Annotated in this window: 20 protein-coding genes; 11 read left to right on the top strand and 9 right to left on the bottom strand. The window is 71.9% G+C overall.

Features of this window, described 5'->3' with window-relative positions:
- The first annotated feature begins 56 nt into the window (after positions 1 to 56).
- From ACFC1X_RS15910 to ACFC1X_RS15895, 4 genes are read left to right on the top strand one after another with little or no spacing between them, the layout of a single operon-like run.
- Positions 57 to 776, top strand: coding sequence for a GntR family transcriptional regulator (locus tag ACFC1X_RS15910; RefSeq protein WP_376353616.1), 720 nt, complete (start codon positions 57 to 59; stop codon positions 774 to 776).
- The gene (locus ACFC1X_RS15905) at positions 773 to 1,765 is read left to right on the top strand and encodes an ADP-ribosylglycohydrolase family protein (protein WP_376353613.1); all 993 of its coding nucleotides are present in this window, start codon (positions 773 to 775) and stop codon (positions 1,763 to 1,765) included. Before ACFC1X_RS15910 ends, ACFC1X_RS15905 begins: the two co-directional genes overlap by 4 nt.
- Before the next feature lie 53 nt (positions 1,766 to 1,818).
- The gene (locus ACFC1X_RS15900) at positions 1,819 to 3,297 is read left to right on the top strand and encodes a purine-cytosine permease family protein (protein WP_376353610.1); all 1,479 of its coding nucleotides are present in this window, start codon (positions 1,819 to 1,821) and stop codon (positions 3,295 to 3,297) included.
- The gene (locus ACFC1X_RS15895; RefSeq protein WP_376353607.1) at positions 3,294 to 4,262 is read left to right on the top strand and encodes a PfkB family carbohydrate kinase; all 969 of its coding nucleotides are present in this window, start codon (positions 3,294 to 3,296) and stop codon (positions 4,260 to 4,262) included. Before ACFC1X_RS15900 ends, ACFC1X_RS15895 begins: the two co-directional genes overlap by 4 nt.
- A gap of 23 nt (positions 4,263 to 4,285) precedes the next feature.
- On the opposite strand, the gene ACFC1X_RS15890 is transcribed toward ACFC1X_RS15895, so the two are convergent.
- The 3 genes from ACFC1X_RS15890 to ACFC1X_RS15880 form a co-directional block, all read right to left on the bottom strand.
- On the bottom strand, positions 4,286 to 4,732 hold the full coding sequence (locus tag ACFC1X_RS15890) for a response regulator (RefSeq protein WP_376353604.1): 447 nt from the start codon (positions 4,730 to 4,732) through the stop codon (positions 4,286 to 4,288).
- Positions 4,729 to 6,273: an ATP-binding protein gene (locus ACFC1X_RS15885; protein ID WP_376353800.1), complete on the bottom strand. Its 1,545-nt coding sequence runs from the start codon at positions 6,271 to 6,273 to the stop codon at positions 4,729 to 4,731. Before ACFC1X_RS15885 ends, ACFC1X_RS15890 begins: the two co-directional genes overlap by 4 nt.
- 70 nt (positions 6,274 to 6,343) lie before the next feature.
- Positions 6,344 to 7,582 carry a PP2C family protein-serine/threonine phosphatase gene (locus ACFC1X_RS15880; RefSeq protein WP_376353601.1) on the bottom strand — a complete coding sequence of 413 codons (1,239 nt, stop codon included), beginning with the start codon at positions 7,580 to 7,582 and terminating at the stop codon, positions 6,344 to 6,346.
- A 260-nt stretch (positions 7,583 to 7,842) separates the two neighbouring features.
- On the opposite strand from ACFC1X_RS15880, the gene ACFC1X_RS15875 reads away from it, so the two are divergent.
- Positions 7,843 to 8,670: an NAD(P)H-binding protein gene (locus tag ACFC1X_RS15875; RefSeq protein ID WP_376353599.1), complete on the top strand. Its 828-nt coding sequence runs from the start codon at positions 7,843 to 7,845 to the stop codon at positions 8,668 to 8,670.
- Between the two features lie 30 nt (positions 8,671 to 8,700).
- On the opposite strand, the gene ACFC1X_RS15870 is transcribed toward ACFC1X_RS15875, so the two are convergent.
- Both ACFC1X_RS15870 and ACFC1X_RS15865 read right to left on the bottom strand, forming a co-directional pair.
- The gene (locus ACFC1X_RS15870) at positions 8,701 to 9,231 is read right to left on the bottom strand and encodes a hypothetical protein (RefSeq protein ID WP_376353596.1); all 531 of its coding nucleotides are present in this window, start codon (positions 9,229 to 9,231) and stop codon (positions 8,701 to 8,703) included.
- 144 nt (positions 9,232 to 9,375) lie between these two features.
- Complete coding sequence (locus ACFC1X_RS15865) at positions 9,376 to 10,188, bottom strand: helix-turn-helix transcriptional regulator (protein WP_376353594.1); 813 nt, start codon at positions 10,186 to 10,188, stop codon at positions 9,376 to 9,378.
- A gap of 156 nt (positions 10,189 to 10,344) precedes the next feature.
- Here ACFC1X_RS15865 and ACFC1X_RS15860 point away from each other — a divergent pair, with 156 nt between their 5' ends.
- From ACFC1X_RS15860 to ACFC1X_RS15845, 4 genes are all read left to right on the top strand, one after another.
- Positions 10,345 to 11,412: an aldo/keto reductase gene (locus ACFC1X_RS15860; RefSeq protein ID WP_376353797.1), complete on the top strand. Its 1,068-nt coding sequence runs from the start codon at positions 10,345 to 10,347 to the stop codon at positions 11,410 to 11,412.
- Positions 11,413 to 11,453: 41 nt separating this feature from the next.
- Positions 11,454 to 12,401 carry a MerR family transcriptional regulator gene (locus tag ACFC1X_RS15855; protein WP_376353592.1) on the top strand — a complete coding sequence of 316 codons (948 nt, stop codon included), beginning with the start codon at positions 11,454 to 11,456 and terminating at the stop codon, positions 12,399 to 12,401.
- A 172-nt stretch (positions 12,402 to 12,573) separates the two neighbouring features.
- A complete protein-coding gene (locus tag ACFC1X_RS15850) occupies positions 12,574 to 13,506 on the top strand; it encodes an ion transporter (protein WP_376353589.1) in 933 nt (310 codons plus the stop codon).
- A gap of 397 nt (positions 13,507 to 13,903) precedes the next feature.
- Positions 13,904 to 16,366: an SCO7613 C-terminal domain-containing membrane protein gene (locus ACFC1X_RS15845; protein WP_376353586.1), complete on the top strand. Its 2,463-nt coding sequence runs from the start codon at positions 13,904 to 13,906 to the stop codon at positions 16,364 to 16,366.
- 40 nt (positions 16,367 to 16,406) lie between these two features.
- On the opposite strand, the gene ACFC1X_RS15840 is transcribed toward ACFC1X_RS15845, so the two are convergent.
- From ACFC1X_RS15840 to ACFC1X_RS15825, 4 genes are all read right to left on the bottom strand, one after another.
- Positions 16,407 to 16,958 carry a YciI family protein gene (locus ACFC1X_RS15840; RefSeq protein WP_376353584.1) on the bottom strand — a complete coding sequence of 184 codons (552 nt, stop codon included), beginning with the start codon at positions 16,956 to 16,958 and terminating at the stop codon, positions 16,407 to 16,409.
- A 61-nt stretch (positions 16,959 to 17,019) separates the two neighbouring features.
- Positions 17,020 to 18,729, bottom strand: a complete 1,710-nt coding sequence (locus ACFC1X_RS15835; RefSeq protein ID WP_376353582.1) for an acyl-CoA dehydrogenase family protein — start codon at positions 18,727 to 18,729, stop codon at positions 17,020 to 17,022.
- A 70-nt stretch (positions 18,730 to 18,799) separates the two neighbouring features.
- Entirely contained in the window at positions 18,800 to 19,366 is a 567-nt protein-coding gene (locus ACFC1X_RS15830; RefSeq protein ID WP_376353579.1) for a PadR family transcriptional regulator, read from the bottom strand.
- A gap of 103 nt (positions 19,367 to 19,469) precedes the next feature.
- Complete coding sequence (locus ACFC1X_RS15825; protein ID WP_376353576.1) at positions 19,470 to 19,844, bottom strand: AQJ64_40280 family protein; 375 nt, start codon at positions 19,842 to 19,844, stop codon at positions 19,470 to 19,472.
- 211 nt (positions 19,845 to 20,055) lie between these two features.
- On the opposite strand from ACFC1X_RS15825, the gene ACFC1X_RS15820 reads away from it, so the two are divergent.
- Both ACFC1X_RS15820 and ACFC1X_RS15815 read left to right on the top strand, forming a co-directional pair.
- Positions 20,056 to 20,958: a hypothetical protein gene (locus ACFC1X_RS15820; protein ID WP_376353575.1), complete on the top strand. Its 903-nt coding sequence runs from the start codon at positions 20,056 to 20,058 to the stop codon at positions 20,956 to 20,958.
- A gap of 84 nt (positions 20,959 to 21,042) precedes the next feature.
- The gene (locus tag ACFC1X_RS15815; RefSeq protein WP_376353572.1) at positions 21,043 to 22,095 is read left to right on the top strand and encodes a substrate-binding domain-containing protein; all 1,053 of its coding nucleotides are present in this window, start codon (positions 21,043 to 21,045) and stop codon (positions 22,093 to 22,095) included.
- The last annotated feature ends 17 nt before the right edge of the window (positions 22,096 to 22,112 follow it).

The following is a 22,112-nucleotide window of genomic DNA, read 5'->3' as shown; positions in this document are numbered from 1 at the left end:
GGGAAATCCTCGGTCGGCTATGGACCTGACCAGACTTGTTCATTTACTGTTTGGACATGCCTGGACAGGTACACAAACACCATCGCATCGTCCGTGTTCTCTCCGACGAGATCAGGGCCGGAGTCCACTCCGACGGCAGCAGGCTCCCCGGGGAGCACGCGCTCACCCAGCGCTTCGGGGTCAGTCGCACCACTCTGCGGCAGGCACTGCAAGCCCTCGGGGAGGAAGGGCTCATCGCCACCCATGCCGGGATCGGCTCTTTCGTCACCTTCGAGGGGACGCCGATCGACAACCGGCTCGGCTGGACCAAGGCCCTCGCCGAGCAGGGCACGGAGCTCACGTCGGAGACCCTGCGCTTCGAGGAGGTCAGCGACCATGAGCTGGCCGCCGAACTCGGGATGGATGCGAGTACGTTCATCGCGCTGGACCGAGTGAGACGGCTCGCCGACGGACGGGGCGTGTCGCTGGAGCGCAGCAGGGTCCCGGCCACGGGAGACCTGGCCGGGCTGCCCGAACGCGGCCTCGTCGACGGCTCGCTGAGCCGGGCGCTGATCGCCGCGGGCCGGGTCACCGTCTCCGGTGAGGGTGTGGTGTCGGTGCGCGGGCTCGACGCGGCGGAGGCGGCCCTGCTGCACCGCTCGCCCGGCGAGTCCTTCCTGCGGCTCACCCAGGTGTACCGAGCGGGCGACGGCTCGGTCGTCGAGCAGGTCACCAGCCTGCTGGACCCCGCCAAATTCGAACTGCACGTGCGCTCGGGCCAGGGAGGCCGACCGTGACCGACCGACTCGACCGCGCCCTCGGCGCCTACTACGGGCTCGCCCTCGGCGACGCTCTCGGCATGCCCACACAGGTGATGTCCAGGAAGGACGTCGTCCGGGTCTACGGCAGGCTCACCGGCTTCCGGCCCGCGCTCCCCGACAACCCGGTCAGCGCCGGTATGCCGGCCGGCTCCGTCACCGACGACACCGACCAGGCCGTCATCGTCGGCCGCCTCATCGCCGAGGGACACGGCCGGATCGATCCCCTGCGCCTGGCCCACGACCTGCTCGACTGGGAGAAGGAGATGAAGGCCAAGGGCTCCTTCGACCTCCTCGGCCCCTCCACCAAGGCCGCCCTGGACGCGGTGGCCGGCGGTGTTCCGGCGCGGGAGGCGGGCAGGAACGGCACGACGAACGGCGCGGCCATGCGTGTCACCCCCGTCGGCATCGCCTTCGACGTCCAGCCGCTGGACGTCTTCCTGGACCATGTCGTGGAGTCCTGCCAGGTCACCCATGACACGGGGCTCGGGATCGCGGGCGCGGCCGCCGTCGCCGCCGCCGTCAGCACGGGTGTCGGCGGCGGCTCGCTGGACGAGGCCGTGGCCGCCGCGGTGGTCGCGGCCCGGGCCGGTGCGCGGCGCGGCCACTGGGTCGCCGGGGCCGACATCGCCAGTCGGATCACCTGGGCACGGGATCTCGTACAGGATCTCCCGGAGGCCGAGGCGCTGGACCGGATCGTCGCGCTCGTCGGCACCAGCGTCGCGAGCCAGGAGTCGGTGCCCGCCGCGTTCGCGGTACTGGCGGTGGCCGACGGCGATCCCTGGGAGGCCGCCCTGCTCGCGGCCAACCTCGGCGGTGACAGTGACACCATCGGCGCGATCGCCGGTGCCGTCGCCGGGTCCGTCGCCGGGCTCTCCGGGCTGCCCGCCGAGGCCGTGGACACGCTGCGGTCCGTCAACTCCCTCGACCTCGAACCCCTCACCACACGGCTGCTCGCACTCCGCTGAGCGAGCCACCCGAGAACGCCCCGCCCCTCCGCACCCTGCAAGGAGGTTCCGTCATGACCGCTTCGAAGACGAACGACCGCGTCGGCGCCATTGAGACCCGTGGGATCGAGCCGGTCCCCGACCACGAGCGGCACGGCCAGGCCGGTCAGATGTTCTGGACCTGGTTCGCAGCCAACATCAGCATCCTCGGGCTCCCTCTCGGCGCGACGCTCGTCGCCTTCCGCGGCCTGAACATCTGGCAGGCGGCCCTCGTCGCCGCTGTCGGTTCCTTCGGCTCCTTCGCGCTGGTGGGAGCCCTGAGTCTGGCCGGCAAGAAGGGCGGGGCGCCCGCGCTCACCCTCTCCCGGGCGGTCTTCGGACAGCGGGGCAACGCCGGTCCGACCCTCATCACGTGGCTCAGCCGGGTCGGCTGGGAGACCATCACCACCACGACCGCGGCGTACGCGCTGCTGGCCATGCTGCACACCGCCTTCGGGGTGGGCCGGAACACCGTGCTCACGCTGGTCTGCCTGCTGGTCTTCATCAGCTGCACGCTGCTGATCAGCGGCCTCGGCCATGCCACGATCATGTGGATCAACAAGTGGGCGACAGTCGTCTTCGGCGCGCTCAACCTGGTCGTGATGGGCTTCCTGGTCGCCACCGTCGACTGGTCCAAGGTTCTCGACACTCCGGCGGGCCCGGCCAGCGGTGTGATCGCGGGCATCGGCTTCATCGCCGCGGGTACCGGCATCGGCTGGGCCAACGCCGGTGCCGACTACGCCCGTTACCTCCCCCGGTCCGTCCCGGGCCGTCGGCTCATCGGGGCCTCCGCCTTCGGTGCGGGCATCCCCCTCGTCCTGCTGATCTCCCTCGGGTCGCTGCTCTCGGCGGGCGATCCCACGCTCGCCACCTCCTCCGACCCGGTGGCGGCCATCAACGCGATGCTGCCGTCCTGGATGGCGATCCCCTATCTCGTCGCGGCCTTCGGCGGGCTGCTGATGTCGAACCACCTCTCCACCTACTCCGCCGGGCTGACGATGATCACCCTGGGGCTCCGGGTGCCGCGCGCCGCCGCCGTCGCCCTCGACGTGGTGCTGATGTTCGTCGGCGGCATCTACTTCATGCTGATCGCCGACGACTTCTACGGGCCCTTCTCGACCTTCCTGACCCTGCTCGCCGTTCCCATCTCGGCCTGGATCGGAGTGATCGCGGTCGACTCGCTGCGCGGACGCGCCTACGACCCGGAGGCGCTGATGGACACCACATCGACCAGCCGCTACTGGTACTCGGGCGGCTTCCGGCTGCCCGCAGTCCTGGGCTGGCTCGCCGCCATCGTGGCCGGCCTGCTCTTCACCAAGGCCGCGACCAGTGAGAGCGACGTCTGGTTCGCGGGCCCGCTCTCCGACACCTGGTTCGGCCGGAACGGCCTCGGCTGGGCGATCGCCATGGCGGTCGGCGCCGCCGTGTACGCGCTGTTCGACCGCGGCACCCGCTCCGTCGCGGGCAGCGGGGACCGGACCGTGCCCTCCGCGCTGCAGGAGGCCGGACGATGAGCGGCCGTCTCGTCCTCGCCGGGAACGTGATCGCCGACCTCGTGATCGAGGTCCCCGCGCTGCCGGAACGCGGCGGGGACGTCATCGGCACGCGCAGCGAGACGACCGTCGGCGGCGGGTTCAACACCCTGGTCGCGGCCCGTCGGCTCGGCACGGAGGCGGTGTTCGCCGGGCTGCACGGCAGCGGCCCGTACGGCGATCTCGTACGCGAGGCGCTCGCCGCCGAGGACATCGGCACCCTGCTCCCCGCCCGTACGGACGCCGACACCGGTTTCACCGTCGCCTTGATCGACAGCGGCGGCGAACGCACCTTCGTCACCAGCTTCGGTGTCGAGGCCACGCTGCGGCCCTCGGACATCGACGCGGTCGCGGGGCAACTGCGCCCCGGGGACCTGGTGCAGCTCTCCGGCTACGGTCTGGTGCTGCCGGTCAACGGTCCCCTGCTGTCCGCCTTCGTCTCCGGGCTCCCGGCGGACATCACGCTCTGCCTCGATCCGGCGCCCCTGGTGGCCGACATTCCCGAGGCCGTCCTCGCGCCGGTCCTCGCCCGCACGGACTGGCTCAGCCTCAACGCGCGAGAGGCCCGTCTGCTCTCCGGACACGAGGATCCGGGGGCCGCGGTGGCATCCCTGCGGGAGCGGCTGGCCCCGACGGCGGGCGTGCTCGTCCGGGCCGACAAGGACGGCTGCCGACTGGCGCTGCCCGGCCAGGAACCGATCCACGTGCCGGGATTCCCTGTCGACGCGGTCGACAGCAACGGGGCGGGAGACGCCCACGTCGGTTCGTTCCTGGCCCTGCTCGCACAGGGCCACGACCCGCTGACGGCCGCACGCGGCGCCAACGCGGCGGCGGCCTTCGCGGTGGGCCGCCGGGGCCCGGCCACCGCACCCGACCGGGCCGGACTGACGGCGTTCCTGGGTGCGGACCCGCTCGCGAAAGCCCTGTTCGGCGCGGAGGGTCCGTAAGGAGGCCGTGCCCGCCCGCTCGCTCAGAGGCCGCGTCGGGGCAGGCGTACGACCTGGACGAAGAAGTCGTCGATCTGGCGGACCGCGGCGATGAACTGGTCCAGGTCGACCGGCTTGGTGACGTAGGCGTTGGCGTGCAGCTTGTAGCTGCGCAGGATGTCCTCCTCGGCCGCCGAGGTGGTCAGGACGACGACCGGGATGTCGCTCAGCTCGGAGTCGGACTTGATCTTCTCCAGGACCTGCCGGCCGTCGTACTTGGGCAGGTTGAGGTCGAGCAGGATGAGGTCCGGCCTGGGGGCCTCGGCATGGCCGGCGCGGCGGTAGAGGAAGTCCAGCGCCTCCTCGCCGTCCCGGACCACGTGCAAGGTGTTGCCGATCTTGTTGTCCTCGAACGCCTCGCGCGTCATCAGCTCGTCGCCCGGGTCGTCCTCGACGAGGAGGACATCGATGGGGGTGGCGGGAGTCGTCATGCCAGGGCCTTTTCCTCGGTACGGGAGTCGATGTCGCCGGTGTCGTTCTCGACGGACGGCAGAGTGAAGCAGAAGCGGGTACCGCCCGTGTGGGCGGTGTCGACCCAGATGCGCCCGCCGTGATGTTCGACGATCTTCTTGCACAGCGCCAGGCCGATGCCGGTGCCACCGTACGAGTCGCGGCTGTGCAGCCGCTGGAAGATGACGAACACCTTCTCGGCGAACTCCGGCGGGATACCGATGCCGTTGTCGGTGACGCAGAACCGCCAGGCGCCTGCGTTGTCGGGGTCCTCGTCGCAGGTGATCCGGATCCGTGGGGCGCGGTCGGGGTCGCGGAACTTGACGGCGTTGCCGAGCAGGTTCTGCCAGAGCATGACCAGCAGGGTCGGATCGCCGACGACCCGGGGCAGTTCCTCGGGGCGTTCGACCTGCGCACCGGTCTCGGTGATGACCGTGTCGAGGTTGGTCAGGGCCTTGGACAGGAACTCGTCGAGGCGGCACTCCACAGCGGCGTCGTTGAGCCGGCCCACGCGGGAGAAGGTGAGCAGGTCGTTGATGAGGACCTGCATGCGCTTGGCACCGTCGACGGCGAAGTCGATGTACTGCAGGCCCCGGTCGTCGAGTTTGTCGCCGTACCGCTTCTCCAGGAGCTGGCAGAAGGAGGCGACCTTGCGCAGGGGCTCCTGGAGGTCGTGGGAGGCGACGTAGGCGAACTGCTCCAGTTCGGCGTTCGAACGGCGGAGTTCGACGGCCTGTGCGTCCAGGTCGGCGGCCTGCCGGCTCAGGTCGTCCTGCTGCCGTTTGGACGCGGCGAGTTCCGACACGATCCGCTGCCGCATGTCCTCGACGTCCCGGGCGACGGCGGTGAGGTCCGCCGGGCCCTCGGCGGGGATGGAGTACTCGAAGTCACCGCGCGCCACCCTGCGCGAGGCCTCGCGCAGGGTCTGCAGGGGGCGCGCCACCAGCAGGCGCACCACGATCGCCAGCGCCACACCGGCCAGCAGGAAGGCCGCCACCATGACGCCGAAGGTCAGGTTGCGCAGCGTGCGGGCGTCGGCCAGTTCGGCCTTGCCGTCCTCGACGACGTCGGCGAGGTCGCGGTTCTGCTGGGTCCAGCCGACGCGCATCGCGTCGAAGACCTTCTTGCCCCGCCCGGCGGTCGTCTGGTCGACGGTCCGGGGTTCACCGGGCGTGACACCGTCCACGAGGGGGTCGGCGTAGCTCCGTCGCCACTCCGCCGCCTGCCGCTCCACCGTCTCCAGGTCCGCGAGGAGCGCGGGCTGGTCCCCGATGAGCGTGCGCAGCCGGGCCACGGCCCGGGCCTCGTCCTTCCTGCCCTGCTCGTAGGGGGTGAGGAACTGCCGGTCGGCGGCGATGGCGTAGCCGCGTACGCCCGTCTCCTGGTTGACCAGGGCTGCCTGCAGCCGGTATGCCTCGGTCTGGGCCGGCTGGACGCGGTCGGTGAGCTGGTCGGTCAGCTCCGTGGTGCGCCCCTGCACCCGGGCACCGACCACGGTGCCCACCACCACGATGAGGACCATGAGGGCGAGTACGAGCTGAAACCAGCCCTGCACCGTCAGCCGGCCGCCGACCCGCGGCCGCCGTTTCTCGTCAGCCACTGCTTTCGTCTCCACCCTTGTTCTCGTTCTCCTGCCGCGCGTTCCAGCGCAGGTGCAGCACGGCCACGTCGTCGGCCAGGCCGCCCTGCTCCTCGGCGAGGTCCTCGGCCCGGTCGATCAGACCGTCGACGAACGGCTCCGGGGCCAGCCGGGCCACCTCCTTCGCGAGCCGGAGCAGACCTTCCTCACCGAGCCGCTCCCTGCCCTGGCCGACGTACCCCTCGAAGAGTCCGTCGGTGAAGAGCACCAGTGCCGCTCCCGGCGGGAGGGGCAGTTCCTGCACCGGCCAGTGGGCCAGGCCCGGCACCACGCCCAAGGCCGGTCCCCCGGGGACCTCGACCCACCGCACGTCGCCGTCGGTGCGCAGCAGCAGGCCCGGGTGCCCGGCCCGCACCATCCGTGCGCAGGGTGCGCCCGGCGGCAGGATGAGGCTGGTCAGCGTGGCGAACACTTCGGTGCGGGCTCGTTCGGCCACGAGGATCTCCTCCAGGCGGCCGATCTGCTCGGGGCCGGTGACGCCGCTGAGCACCAGGGTGCGCCAGGCTATGCGCAGCGCGACGCCGAGGGCGGCCTCGTCGGGGCCGTGCCCGGAGACGTCACCGATGACGGCGTGCACGGTTCCGTCGGGGCTCTGGACGATGTCGTAGAAGTCGCCGCCGAGCAGCGCCTGGGCGCGGCCGGGGCGGTAGCGGGCGACGACGTCCACGCCGGTGCCGTGCAGCAGCGGGCGGGGCAGCAGGCCTCTCTCCAGCCGGGCGTTCTCCCGGGCGTGCATCTGGCTGGCCTGCAGCGCCACCGCGGCCTGCTCGGCCTCCTTGCGCTGCATCGCGTACCGCACGGCCCTGCCGAACAGTTCCGGCTCGACGCGGCCCTTGACCAGGTAGTCCTGTGCGCCCGCCATGAGGGCGGCGAGGCCGGTCTCGTCCTCGGCCAGTCCGGTGAGCACCACGACGGCGACCTGGTCGGCCAGGGCGTGGACCATCGACACGGCCTCGAGCCCTCGGGCGTCCGGCAGATGGAGGTCGAGAAGTACGCAGTCCGGCGCCTCCACGAGCAGCACCTCGCGGGCCTCGGCCATGGACCGGGCCCAGCGCAGGCGCATCTTCAACGCGCTGTCGGCGACGAGTTCCTCGACCAGCAGGGCGTCGCCCGGGTCGTCTTCGATCAGGAGCACCGACGGTTCCCGCCACTGCCAGGCCTCCGCGGCGGAGGTCCTCGCGGACGCGGGCATGCCACCGGCCCATGACTGTGGCGCCGCCACCCTGCCCCCACCTTCCGCCCCGTCAAACACGGGATCATGGCTCTGAGTACGGGGGTCAGCTCGCCCGCCCTTACAGAATGTACACAACATACGGCGGGTGACGTGCCGGATGTGCTCCACACAACTCTCGCGAGAGCCGCTGTCCATTGCGGACAGCACTTGTCCGCAATGGGTGTGATCGTGGGCGTACCGCCGGAAAGGGCGGTGACCTTCGAGGTGGGGAGACAGACATGACGTTTCTGGTGGCGGGCGCGACCGGCACGGTCGGGCGGCAGGTCGTGGGTGCGCTGCGCGAGGCCGGTGCGCCGGTGCGGGTGCTGACGCGGCGGCCCTCGGTGGCGACGTTCGGTCCGGGGGTCGAGGTCGTCGGCGGCGACCTCACCGACGCGGCGTCGCTGGCGTCGGCGCTGCACGGGGTCACCGCCGTGCACCTCATCAACTTCGGGGGCGACGACTACGCCCCGCTCGAGAACGGCGGCGAGCTGGTGGCGAGGATCGAGGCGGCGGGGGTACGCCGGGTGACCATGCTGGCGGGCTGGTCGGAGTCGACGCTGGAGCCGGCCGTGCGGGCGTCGGCGCTGGCGTGGACGACGGTGTCGCCGACCGAGATCATGGCCAACGCCCTGGAGTTGGCGGACGACGTGCGAGGCGGCCGGGTCGAGCAGCCGTTCGGGGACTCGCGCACGGCGATGGTGCACGAGGGGGACATCGGGGCGGTGGCCGCGACGGCGCTGCTCGAAGACGGACACGCGGGCGCGGACTACCTGCTCACGGGCCCGGAGCGGATCTCGCTGCGCGAGAAGATCGCCGTACTGGGCTCGGCGGCCGGTCACGACGTGGAGTTCGTGGAGCTGACGCCGGACCAGGCGCGGACGAGGATGCGGGCACAGGGCGTACCCGAGCACATGATCGACTTTCAGCTGGAGATCTTCGCCGATCCGCCGGTCGAGTTCAACACCCCGAACGGCGTGATCGAGAAGGTGACGGGACGTCCCGCCCGCACCTTCGCCCAGTGGGCTCGGCAGAACGCGGCGGCGTTCCGTCGAGCGACCGCGTAGGACCGGGGAGCAGTACCAGGTCCGCCTCCGTCACTCGATCAGCGCGTCCGCCGCGATGATCAGCAGGCCGATCAGCATGTCCAGTGCTCCCGACCGCACCGAGGACAGTCGGCCGAGCCCGGCGGAGCGGGCGGCCCACGTCCCCAGGGCGAACAGGGCCACGGTGTTGAACAGCAGGGCCACCTCGGCGGCCGTTTCCTCCGTCCACCACTCCGCCTCCGCGCCGAGCAGCAGGCAGACGGTGGGCAGCACCGCCGCGACCAGCGGCCACTCGGCGAGCACCGCTCGCAGCCTGCTGGATCCGGCCGCTCCCCCGACGGCGGCGCGCTGGGCGATGACATGCGCGTACCCGTGGGCCGCGCCCGACGCCAGCGCGGTGAGCAGCACCCACAGCGCGTCCTGGCCGGGTTCCGCCACCTCGCCCGGAACGTCCAGCGCGGCCACCAGAGCGCTGGCGAGCACCAAGCCGTAGGTGCCCCGGAAGAGCCACCGCTCCTGCTGGTGCCGCGACATCCACGACGCGGCGCCCTGGGCGGGGACGGGGTTGGTGTGGTCGGCCATCGCATCGCCTCGGTGCGGGAGAGGGGTGGGTCAGCACAGGGTCAGCACATGCTCGCCCGCGTGGCGTCCCCGGACACGGCGCCACGCGGGCGAGTACGGCCGTTCGCCCCCGCGACCGACCGAGCCCGCTGCCGATGATCCGAACTACCGCAAGCGGTCCAGCGCCGACTGGCTCGCGTCGTCCACGGCACGGCAGATCATCAGACGCTGGTCCGTGTCCTGGAGTGGCATGAGCACCTCGAAGTGCAGGGCGATCTCGCCGGCGTCCGGATGCCGCATCACCTTGTGCCCCCGCCCGTTCACCTTGACGTCGCCCTCGGCCCACAGGCGCGCGAATTCCTCGTCGTGGGTGAGGAACTCGGTGATGAGGTCGGTCAGCGCCGCGTCCTCGGGGTGCGCGGCCCACGCGGCGCGCAGGTGGGCGATGCCCTCGCGCACGACGCGGTCACGGTCGACGTAGAACGCGCTGATCCGCGGATGCAGCAGGCACAGCCACATCGCGTTGCGGCGCGACGGCGGCAGGGTGTCGAAGTCCAGCAGCAGCCTCGCCATGGCGTCGTTCCAGGCCAGGATGTCGTAGCGGTGGTTCATCAGCATGGCCGGCAGGGGCGACAGGTCCGCGACCAGCCGGGCCAGCTGGGGTGCGGCGGTGCTGGTGATTCCTTCGGCGCCGCGGCGGCGCTGCCGGGTCAGGTCGAAGAGGTAGGCGCGTTCGTCGGGGGTCAACCGCAGGGCCCGGGCCAGGGCCTCCACCACGTCCCCGGAGGGCCGCAGCCCGCGGGCCTGCTCCAGCCGCACGATGTAGTCGATGCTGACCCCGGCCAGTTCGGCGACCTCCTCGCGGCGCAGCCCCGGGGTCCGCCGGGACCGCCGACGTGACGGCAGTCCGAAGTCCTGCGGGTCCAGGCGCTCGCGTCGGGTCCGCAGGAACGCGGCCAACTCCTGTGTCGTGTCCACGGTCCGGGTCGGCATGCACGGTGCAACAGCGAGGGTGGGACTCGTGTTCCCAGGAAGCTTCCTCCCTTACCCCCTAATCAGGGCGGTCGCAGGCTTGTGCTCGACGACGGATCGCACGATCACAGGATCACAGGATCACGAGCACAGGAGAACATGATGGCGCTCACCCTCGACACCTACCGACTGCTGGGCCGCTCCGGGCTGCGGGTCTCACCGATGGCGCTGGGTGCGGCGACCTTCGGCACCGAGTGGGGCTGGGGCGCCGGGCGGGACGAGTCACGCAAGCTGTTCGACCTCTACGTCGAGCGCGGCGGCAACTTCATCGACACCGCCAACACCTACACCGACGGCAGCTCCGAGCGTCTGCTGGGCGAGTTCACCCGCGACAACCGCGAGAGCCTGGTGCTGGCGACGAAGTACACGACGCTGCGTCGGCCGGGCGACCCGAACTCCGGGGGCTCCCACCGCAAGAGTCTGTTCGCGTCGGTGGAATCCAGCCTGCGGCAGCTCGGCACGGACTACATCGACGTGCTCTACCTGCACGTGTGGGACTTCACGACTCCGGTCGAGGAGATCCTGCGCGGCATGGACGACCTGGTCCGCCAGGGCAAGGTACTGCACGTGGCGATCTCCAACGCCCCGGCCTGGCAGGTGTCGCGGATGCAGGCCATCGCCGACCTGCGCGGCTGGGCACCGCTGGTCGCGCTGGAGATCGAGTACAGCCTGATCGAGCGGGCGGGGGAACGCGACCTGATCCCCATGGCCCGTGAGATGGGGTTGGGTGTGGTCCCGTACTCGCCCCTCGGCGGCGGGGTGCTCACCGGAAAGTACAGTCGTGACGACCTCACCACGACGGACGGCGCGTCCGACGAGGGCAGCAGCCGCAAGAGCTTCAACCTCGCCCTGGGCACGGTCACCGAACGGAACCTCGCCATCGCGGATGTCGTGAAGGAGGTCGCCGCGGAACTGGGCCGCACGCCCGCCCAGGTCGGGCTGGCCTGGACCCTGCGGAACCCGGGCGTGACGGCACCGATCATCGGCGCCCGCACCCCCGAGCAGCTGGAGGGCAACCTGGGCGCGCTGGAGGTCGACTTCACCGCCTCCCAGCTGGCCCGTCTCGACGAGGCGAGCCGGATCGAGCTGGGCTTCCCGCACGACATGCTCGCCAGTGACCACATCCGCAGGGTGACCGCGGGTGACCTGAGGATCGAAACCGGCCGCTGAGGCTTGACTCTCCAGTGGCTGGAGACCGGAGAGTGGGCGTCATGAACGGCGCGACGCTCCCGCACTCGATCGGTGACCTGTCCGTCCGTACCGGCGTTCCGGTACGGACGATCAGGTTCTACTCGGACTCCGGACTGCTGCCCCCGGCGCATCGCACCCCGGCCGGCTACCGCCGGTACAGCGACGCGTCCGTCGGGCGACTGCACCTCATCTGCGTCCTGCGGGACCTGGACGTCGATCTCACCACCATCCGCCGCGTCCTGGACGACGGCCTCTCCGTCGCGGAGGTCGCGGCGGCGCACATGGAGGCCACCGCGCTCCGGATCCGCACGCTGCGCCTGCGTCAGAGCATTCTGCGGCTCGTCGCGGAGCGTGGTTCCAGCCCCGAGGAGACCGTTCTCATGCACCGCCTCACCCACCTCACCTCCGAGGAACGAAGGCGCCTGGTGGCCGACTTCGTCGCCGGTCTCGCCCCCGGAACACCACAGGCCCGCGGTGCGGCGGCGGTACTGGGCACCGCCCTGCCCGTGCTGCCCGACGACCCGTCCGACGCCCAGCTGGCCGCCTGGGTGGAGATCGCCGAACTCATGGCCGACGACGGCTTCCGTGCCCGCCTGGCGCACGGGGCGTTCGCCGCCGCCGACGAAGCGGCCCTGCCACGGGTGGCTCCCCAGCAGGCAGGCGAGCTGGTGTCCTTCACCAGGGAGGCCGTCGCCGACGCGCGGAGTGCGGGCATCGACCCGGACAGTGCCGAGGCCGTCCCCGTCGTCGACTCCGTGGTCGCACGCTTCGCCGCGGTTCTCGGCCGCCCGGCGGGACCCGGGCTGCGCGAGTGGATGGCCCGGGAGTTCGAGGCGGGACACGACCCGCTCGTGGAGCGGTACTGGCGTCTTGTCTGGACCGTGAACGACTGGCAGGTGATCGACGGACATCTGCCGTTCCAGCCCTGGATGACCGAAGCCCTCGGCCGGCCCGGACGCGCGGCCTGAGGGGGGCGGGCCTTCGCCGAAGTGGATGAATCCCGTGGTCATTTGCTCCTCGCGCCGCAGCCTGAGGGCGTCTCACGCGTTAGGCGCGAGGGGGCAGCCGCTCCTGCCGCCCGGGGGTCGCAGCGCACGCTCCGTGGCGGGTGCCCGACTCAGTCCCGCATCGGAGATCCTCATGACCACCGCTCCGGCTCCCGTCCGGGCCCGGCTCGCGGCCGCCTGCCGCGCCGTGACCGAGGCCCGCCTCTTCTCCCTGGCCGTCCTCGCCGTGATCCTGCTCAACGCCGCCCTGCTGGGCGCGGAGACCTACCACGGCTTCGCCGCCGACCACATGGGCCAGTTGCGCTGGGCCGAGCACGGCTGTCTGGCCTTCTTCACCGTGGAGATGCTGCTGCGGGTGGGCGCGCACGCCGACCGGCCCAGGGAGTTCTGGCGGGACGGATGGAACGTGTTCGACCTGGTGGTCGTCGCCTCGGCCTACATCCCCCTGGTGCGGGAGAACGCCACCGTGCTCCGGCTGCTGCGCCTGGTACGGGTACTGCGCACGGCCAGGTTCCTGCCCCAGTTGCGGGTCCTGTTCCTGGCCGTGTCGCGCAGTCTGCCCGGCACCGTCAGCTTTCTCTTCGTCGGCGCCGTCATCCTCTACGTTTACGCGATGATCGGCTGGCTCTGCTTCGGCTCCAGCGATCCCGCCCACTACGGCTCGCTCGGCCGGGCCATGCTCACCCTGTTCCTGCTCATGACGCTGGAGGGCCTGCAGGACGCCGTGTACACCGGCCTGTCCATCTCCCGGCTGAGCATCCTGTACTACGGCTCCTACGTCATGCTCGCGTCCTTCGTCCTGGTCAACGTCCTCATCGGCGTCGTCCTCAACAGCCTCGACGAGGCGCGCGAGCTGGACACCGCGGCGCTCGACGACGCGGGGCGGCCGACGAGCGACGGTGAACTCGGGGCAAGGACCCCCGTGGTGAGCCTTCCCGCGCCGGACCCCGCGGTTCTCGCCGAGCGCATCGCCGGCATGCGCCAGGCGCTCGACACCCTGGAGCAGTCCCTGGCCGCGCAGCCACCCGCCGCGAACGGCCAGGACCGCGTCACCACCACCGTCTGACCGCGTATCGCGGCGCGCTCGTCAGCCCGCTCTGAGCTGGTTGTTGTAGAGGCGTCTCAGGTGTTTGGCCACGGGACACTTCGCACCGTCCGCCTCACACTGACGGCAGCTTCGCAGGTGCTGTTCGTAATCCTCGCGCGCCTGCTCGAGGCGGTCGTACGGCGGGGTCATCGGGCTTCCTGTCACTGGAGATTTGGGACGCGGAAACCCAGATTGATCTTGTTACTCGAAGTACAGCAAGCCGGGGCCGCACACTCTGCCCGCGAAGACCGGTCGGAAGTGCTTCCGCACAGGTCCTGCGGACCCTCCCCTCGCTGCACGCTTCGGACGGTACCTGAGTACGGACTGAGTATCCGCGCTCATGTCCGGCCACGTGGCGGCGGCCACACTCCGAGGCATGACGAACCTTCCGCCCCCGGCCGAGGAACTGCGGTTCCTCGATGCCGAGCTGCGGCAGCTCGACGCCCGACGTGCCGTCCTGCTGCGCCGCCGCGAGTGGTTGATCCACACACTGCGGGCGACCGCCGCACCGACGGGATGGGGTCCCGCCGGTCCGGGTGCCGTCCCGCCCCCCAGGCCGGAGGCCACGGGACCCGGCGTGCAGAACGTGCTGCTGGTCCTCGGCGGAGTCCTCCTGACGATCGCCGCGATCGCGTTCACCCTGGTCAGTTGGGGCCACATGGGGATCACCGGGCGGGGCCTGGTGCTCGGTGCGCTGACCGTGGGGGCGCTGGGTGCGCCCCTGGTGTTGCTGCGGCGCGGGCTGCGGTCGACCGCCGAGGCCGTGGCGGGTCTGGGGCTGGCGCTGACCTTGCTGGACGCGTACGCGCTGTACGAGGTGGCGTTCACCGGCACGGACGGTCTCGAGTACACGGCTGCCGCGTCCGCCGTGCTGGCGGCGGCGTGGGCCGCTTATGGCGTGGTGACCGGCGGACTCGTGCCGCCGGCCGCGGGTCGCCCCGTGGCGGAGGACGGCTCGGCGACGAAGGGCGCGCGCCTCACGCTCCGGCTGCCGCTCCCCCTCGCCGTGGGGACCGCGCACCTCCCCCTGCTGCTGTGGGCGGTCGCCGTGGGCGCGGGTGCGCACACGCTCACGGCCGTGCTGCTGGTGACCGCCTCGGGCGGCACCGCGCTCGCTCTGCGAACGGCCCTCGTGCCGGTGCGCTTCGTCGCGGTCGTCGGCGCGCTGAGTACGGGTGCCGTCGGTGTCCTCGCGGCCGGCGGGCTCTGCTGGAGCGCTGCCGATCCGGGCGAGGCGGCGCGGGCGGCGGCGCTGCTGGTCTTCGCCGCGGTGGTCGCGCTGCTCGCCGGAAGGTTCGCCCCGAGGGCGGACGTCGGGCTGGGCGCGGCACTGGCCGCCGGGTTGTGTGTGGTCGCCGGGGCCGGCGGGGTGCTGCGGGTCTCGGTGCCCGGTGAGTGGACGGTGCCCGGGTGTCTGGCATGCGCACTGGCCCTGCTGGCGGTCGTCCGCACGCCGCTCCCCCGGCCGCTGCGTCAGGGGCTGGTGTGGGCCTCGGTGACCGTGCAGGGCGTCGCGGTGCTGTGGACTCTCCCGCTGCTCGCCGGGACCCTGCTGGGCCCGGTCGCGGGGGTCGAGCGGCCGTGGTCCGGTGTGCCGGGGGACGCGCGGGACGCCGTGTTCGCTCACGTGCCCTGGCCCCCGTACGCGAGCACCGTGCCGCTCGTGCTCGCCGCCCTGGCCGTGGTGCTGGTGGTGGCCGAGCGGCGCGCGATCCAGCGCCCGGCGACCGCGGTGGGCGCGCTCGTCCTGGGGTGGGCGGCCGTGTTCGTGCTGCCGGTGGTGCTCGAACTGCCCTACGAGGCGGGTCTGGTGGCGCAGGGGGCAGTGGTCCTGGCCGCCCTGGGGTACGCGGAGTGGGCACGGCGGCCCGCCGCCGAGGCGTCGCCGTTGCCCCTCACGGCCCTCCTGCTGGCCCTCGTCACCTCGGTCCACCTCGCCTTCCTCTCGCTGGCCTCCGAGTCGGCGACGCTCGGTGTCCTCGTCGCGCTGGCGGTCCTGTTCGGCGCGGCCGGGTTCCGCCCGGCGCTCGGTCCGCTCGCCGCCCCCGCCGCCCTCGGGTACGCCGCGGCGCTGGCGTGCGCGGTCGGCGCGTCCGCCGGATGGCAGCCGCACCACACGGCACTGCTGGTCGTCGTCGTGCCTGCCGTCGCCGCCCTGATCGCCGCGCGACTGGGCGGAGGTTCTCGGACCACCGTCCCGGTCGAGGGAGCCGGTGCGGCCGCGGGAGTACTCGCGCTCGCGCTCGCCGTGCCGGACCTGCCGACGCTGGCCCTGGTACTCGCCCTCTGCGGGGTCGTCGCCGCCGGTACCGCGCTGCGCGCCGACCGGCGCCCGGTCGGTCACGCGGCCGCCGCGATGTTCCTGCTGGCGACCTGGGTCCGACTGGTCGCCTGGGAGGTCACGACGCCGGAGGCCTACACCCTGCCGGTGACCGTGCCCGCGCTCGTCGTCGGCCTGCTGCGCCGACGCCGCGAGCCGACGGTCTCCTCGTGGACGGCGTACGGTGCCGGGCTGGCCGTCACTCTGCTGCCGAGCCTGCTCGCCGCCTGGGGCGACCCGCACTGGATGCGCCCGCTCCTCCTCGGCGCCGCATCGCTGGCGGCGACTCTGGTGGGTGCCCGGCACCGGCTCCAGGCGCCGCTACTCCTGGGCGGGGGCGCGCTCGCGCTGGTGGCGCTGCACGAACTCGCCCCGTACATCGCCCAGGCCGTCGGCGCGCTGCCCCGTTGGGTGCCTCCGGCCCTCGCCGGTCTGGTGCTGCTCGTGCTGGGCGCGACCTACGAGCAGCGGCTGCGGGACGCGCGACGGCTTCGGGACGCGCTCGGGCGGCTGCACTAAGCCGACCTGGCCGACCTGGCCGGCCCAGGTCGGCCGCGGGTCAGGACGGTCGTCCGCCGAACTGCCAGTCGTGCACTTCGATGTCGGCGTACCGGTCCGGGGTGAGGCAGGACCGGGCCGTGTCCGCGTCCGGCGCCCGCACCAGCGCCGCCGTGCCCAGCCAGGTGGCGCCGTCGTCGGAGAGCAGCGGGCCGTACGCGATCAACTCGTCCTGGGCGGGCGGCACGGCGAGGTCGGCCGCCTGCCCGGTGCCGAGGCCGAGCACGAGGTACCGGTGGCCGGCGGTCGGCCCACCGGGGAAGTCCCACATGGTGCGCCCCAGCAGGTTCCGCCACCGGCGCAGCATCACGTCCCGGTACACCCCTGCCTGATAGCCGGGCTCGTCGAAGGCGAACGCGCGGGCCGCGGCGAGATCCGGCAGGTCGAGGATGTGCACGCTGCCGGTGGGAGCATCGCCATCACCGGAGAGGGTCGGACCGCGGGCGATCATCTCCTCCGCGTACCCGTCCATGTAGGACCAGTGCTCCTCCAGCAGCTCATGACGCAGCGTCAGGGAACCGGGCCGGTCGCGGTGGTAGCAGAAGAACTCCATGCGCCCAGTGTTCATCACCGGGCACAAGCCGCCACCACCGGCCCGGCCCCCGTCGTGCGCGTCAGGAGTAGGCGCCGGACAGCGCCTCCACCCGCTCCCAGACGCGGGCCGAGCGGGCCTCGTCCACGACCGGGCGGCGGACGGCCCCGAGGGCCCAGTTCTGCTGCTCCTCCGTGGCGGAGTCCTTGCCGTGGAGTTCCACGGCGTGACCCGAGAAGTCGCGCACGAGCACGGCGAACAGCTCGTCGAGGACGTCCTCGTCGAGGCCGGCCGACTCCCCCTGCTCCAGGATGAGCTGGCCGTGCACCACCAGGGCGAACAGCTGGCCGACCGCGAGCAGCAGGTCCAGGTCGCGGCTCTGCCGCTCGTCGGGAGCGGCGGTCGTCACGAACGTGCACAGCGCGTCGGCCTGCTCGCGGAACCGGGCCACGTTGGGCACCCCGGCGTAGGCGTCGAACGCCGTGCGCCAGTCGTGGAACCGGATGGAGCCGAGTCCCCGGGCCGGGCCCTGCCGGAAGAGGAAGGAGTCGTCGGCCGCGTCGAGACGGGTCGGCACCCGCGGACGGTCGACCGGGTCGAGCAGGTGGTTGCGCATGAACTTGAGGATCAGCGCGAGGTTGACGTGCACCGTTCCCTCGAGCTTCGGCAGACCCCGGATCTCGACCGCGGCCTGGGCGAAGTACGTGTCCTTCTCGAACCCCTTGGCGGCGATGACGTCCCACATCAGGTCGATGACCTTCTCGCCCTCGGTGGTGACCTTCATCTTGGTCATCGGGTTGAACAGCAGGTAGCGGCGGTCGTCCGGGCCGGCGGTGCGGAAGTAGTCGACGGCGCGGTCGCTGAACAGCTTCATGCCGACGAGGCGCACGTAGGCGTCGATCAGTTCGCGCCGCACGTGCGGGAACGCGGTGACCGGGCGGCCGTACAGGATGCGGTTGTGGGCGTGGGTGACGGCCTCGTACATGGCGTGTTCGCAGATGCCGATCGAGGCGGTGCACAGGTTGAACTTGCCGACGTTGACGGTGTTGAGGGCGGCGTCGAAGGCGGCCCGTCCGGTGTGCAGGACGTCCTCGGGGCCGACGGGGTAGTCGTCGAGGCGGAACTCGCTGACGTACTTGGAGGAGTCGACGACGTTCTTGACCAGGTGGTAGGCGGGGTGGCGGCTGTCGGCGGCGAAGAAGACGTAGCCGTCCGGGCCCTCGACGTCCGTGCGGCGGCCGAACACCGAGACGAGTCCGGCGGCGTTGCCGTTGCCGATGTAGTACTTGGAGCCGGTCGCCCGGAAGCCTCCCCTGCCGTCGGGTGCCAGCAGCATGTCCGTGGAGTAGATGTCGGCGCCGTGGCTCTTCTCGGAGAGGCCGAAGGCGAACACCTCACCCTGGGCGAGGAGTTCGGCCGCGCGGGCGCGGGCGGCGGCGTTGTCGCTCTGCCAGACCGGGCCGAGGCCGAGGATGGTGACCTGCCAGGCGTACCAGTAGTCGAGGCCGTAGAAGCCGAAGATCTCGTTGAGGGCGGCGATCCGGGCGGTGTCCCAGCGCTGGTCCGGCCGGTCGGCGTCCGCCGCGGGGGTGAGGAAGGTGGCGAACAGGCCCTCCTTCGCGGCGAAGGCGAGGAAGTCCTCCAGCCAGACGCCCGAGCGGTAGTCCTCGATCAGCCTGCGCTTGCCGCGCGCCTCGAACCAGTCGACCGTGGCGCGCAGCAGCCTGCGCGTCTCCGGGTCGAAGTGTGCGGGGTCGTAGGTGCGCGGGTTGAACAGGAACTGGTCGGCCATGAGGGGTGCCTTCCGGAGCGGGGCGGACGAGCGGACGTGGTACTGGTGTGGCGGGGGGGGCGCCGGGTGTTCAGGCGCGGGGCTTCGTGGCGTGGAGCCGGTGGAGGGTGTCGAGGACGTCGTCGAGCCAGGCGATGGTCATGCGCTCGTAGGCGATGCCGCCGCGCAGGACGACGTGCTGGAGTTCCTGGCCGACGTCCAGGGGGTCGGGTGCTTCGGGGCCGGTGAAGTCCCGCTGCTCCCCGGTGAGGTAGCGCCGGAGCCGGTCGTCGTGGGCCTTTCGGTGGCGCTCGACCTCGGAGAGCAGCGCCGTCGGGTCGTCGAAGGCCGCTCCCCGGATCTTCACGGCGAGCTCGTGGCGTACGCTCTCCGGTTCGATCGGCTCGTGCAGCCATGCCGAGAGCGCCGCCCGGCCGGGGGCCGCCACGGAGTACTCCTTCTTGTCCGGCCGCCCCTGCTGCGGGACGTCGCGGACGTGCAGGAGGCCGCCACCCTCCATGCGTCCGAGGACGCGGTAGATCTGCTGGTGGGTCGCGGTCCAGAAGTACCCGATGGAACGGTCGAACCGGCGCGCGAGTTCGTAACCCGAGCCCGGCTTCTCCAGCAGCGAGACGAGGATCGCGTGTTCGAGCGCCATGCCCCGATCCTTCTATGCAACTTGTTGCATAGACAAGGCGGCAGGTCCGGATGAGACACGCCTCACCCCGGGGCGCCCGTGCCGGACCGCCGGCTCAGACGCCTCAGCGCATGTGCCACGCCTTCCGCAGAGCCGGCCGCACGTCGTCCCCGAGCAGGAGGTGCGTCGCCTCGCCGGGCAGGGTGGGCAGCTCGGCCCAGTGGGTCACACTGTCGTCGCTGTCCGGGTCGTGGGGGAAGCGCACGACGCCGTCGGAGTCGACGAAGCAGTCGCTGTGCACCTCTCCGTCCTCGGCGTGGTGCCGGTCCGTGAAGTACATGGTCCTCACCAGCCAGAACTCCTGGCGCCGCGCGGTGCCGGGATCGGCGGTGGCCTCGGCCGGATACCGTCCGGTGATCGCCGCCGCTACGGGGTGACCGGCCCGCGGCAGCCGCTCGCGTACGTCGACCCAGGTCACCGTGGTGCGCAGATCCGTCATCTCCACCCTCACTCGTGGCTGTCGTCCGGCCGGCCTTCTTCCACCGCCGGCCCCTTCGACAAGACCGCCGGGCGGCCGTGGAGGTTGCCGGCCCGTCCCATCCGCAAAACCACGCAGCAATAGGCGTGTTGAGCCTCATCACGGGCATTCGGCTCGAAAGCCGGACGCCGGGTGATGGCGGCCGAGAGCCGTTGAGGAGAAGGGGATTCACATGCGCAGCAGGGGGATGAAGGCCGCCGCGATCGGCACCGCCGCCGTCATGGCGAGCGTGGTGCTGACGGGATGCGGGGGCGACAGCGACTCGCAGGCCGAGGACACGGGCAAGGACAAGGACGCGTCGGCGAGCGCGAGTTCGAGTGCGAGCGACAGCGGCTCCGGCGGGGGCGGCCAGGGGCAGGACACGAAGGCGGTCCGGGCGGCCTACGACAAGACGGCCGAAGCCGGGTCCGCGCGCATGACGATCGACATGGAAATCACCGCCGGAGACGAACGGATCACGACCGACGGCCAGGGCACGATCGACCTCGCCGAAGGCAACAGCGTGATGACCGTCACCGCCCAGAACAAGAAGATCGAGCAGCGCGTCGTCGACCAGATCCTGTACCAGAAGGTGCCCGGTCAGAACGCGGGCGGCAAGCCCTGGATCAAGATCGACCTCAAGAAGGTCGCCCAGCAGCAGGGCCTGGGCAGTCAGCAGCTCGGCGACCCGGCCCAGACCGCCGCCTACGCCAAGGCGATCACCGACAAGGACGTCAAGAAGGTCGGCACCGAGAAGGTCGACGGCGCCGAGACCACCCACTACCGGGTGTCGGTCGACGTCGCCAAGCTGCCCGGCGGCGACCTGATCCGCCAGCAGCTCGGCCCGACGCTGCCGATGCAGGTCTGGCTCGACGACGACGGCCGGCTGCGGCGCCAGCAGATCGACATGACCGTCAAGGCACCGGCCTCCGCCTCCGCGAAGCCCGACGGCGGCTCGTCGCCCAAGGAGCTCAAGATGAGCACGGTCATGAACTTCTCGGACTTCGGCACCGAGGTCGACGCCGAGGCCCCGCCCGCCGCCGAGGTGACCGACATGACCGACAAGGCCCTCGAGGGCGCCGGACAGCAGGGCTGAGCGCGGCCGAACTCCCGGTGAGCGGCACCGTCGGGGAAGATGGTCGGGTACGCCCTTCCCCGCCAGCGAGGAGAGTCCGCGCGGATGACCGCTTCCGCCCCCGGCCCGAGACAGCCCACCATCGCCGACGTCGCCCGCGTCGCGGGGGTTTCCCGGACGACCGTGTCCCACGCCCTCAACGGGCTGGGGAAGGTCGACCCCCGGACCCGGGAACGCGTCAGGCAGGCGGCCGCGGAGCTGGGATACCGGCCCAACCTCCGGGCCCAGAGGCTGCGCCGCGGAGAGGCGAAGGCGATCGCGCTGGCGTCCTCGATGCCGTTCGCCGTGGCGGGCGGCCCGTCCCGGCTCGGCTTCTACATGGAGGTCGCGGCGGCGGCCGCGGAGAGCGCCCTCACGCACGGCTTCGCGCTCGTGCTCGTGCCGCCCGTCCAGTCGGGGTCGGCGCTGTACTCCGTGGACATCGACGGAGCCATCGTGGTCGAGCCGGACACCGCGGACGCCGCCGCGGCGCAGTTGCGCGAGCGCGGGCTGCCGTACGTGGCGCTCGGCAGACCCATGGCGCCGGACGAGGACGTCCCGTATGTGGATCTGCGCGGTGGGCGAGTGACCGAGCTGCTGCTGCGGCACCTGCACGACCAGGGCGCCACCCGGCCGGCGCTGATCGTCGGCTCGGGCTCCCGGCACTCGTCCGTCGACGCGGTCGCCGCCTACGAGCACATGGCGCGCGAGCGGGGCTGGCCCCCGGTCGTGGCGCGGGTCGCCGAGTCGGGTGGTGAACAGGCGGGCTACGAGGCCTGCGCCACGCTCCTCGCCGAACACCCCGGCACCGACGCCGTGTGCGCGATGGTCGACGCCTTCGCCGTGGGCGCGGTCCGGGCCGTCCGGGACAGCGGGCGGTCCGTACCGGACGATGTCATGGTGGCCACCCGCTACGACGGCCTGCGCGCCCGCACCTGTGAACCGCCCCTGACGGCGGTCGACCTGCACCTGGAGCAGGCGGCGTCGGCAGCCGTCGAGCTGCTGCTGCGGAGGCTGCGCGGGGACACCACCACACCGGCCGTGGCCGTGTCCCCGGAGCCGGCGGTGATCGCCCGCGCCTCGTCGGTACGGGACCGGGACCGGGGCCGGAAGGGCTGACGGGACCGGGACCGGAA

Source organism: Streptomyces sp. NPDC056128 (assembly GCF_042263835.1).
In the GTDB taxonomy this organism is placed as follows: Bacteria; Actinomycetota; Actinomycetes; order Streptomycetales; family Streptomycetaceae; genus Streptomyces.
This window is presented reverse-complemented; position numbering and strand designations above follow the sequence as displayed.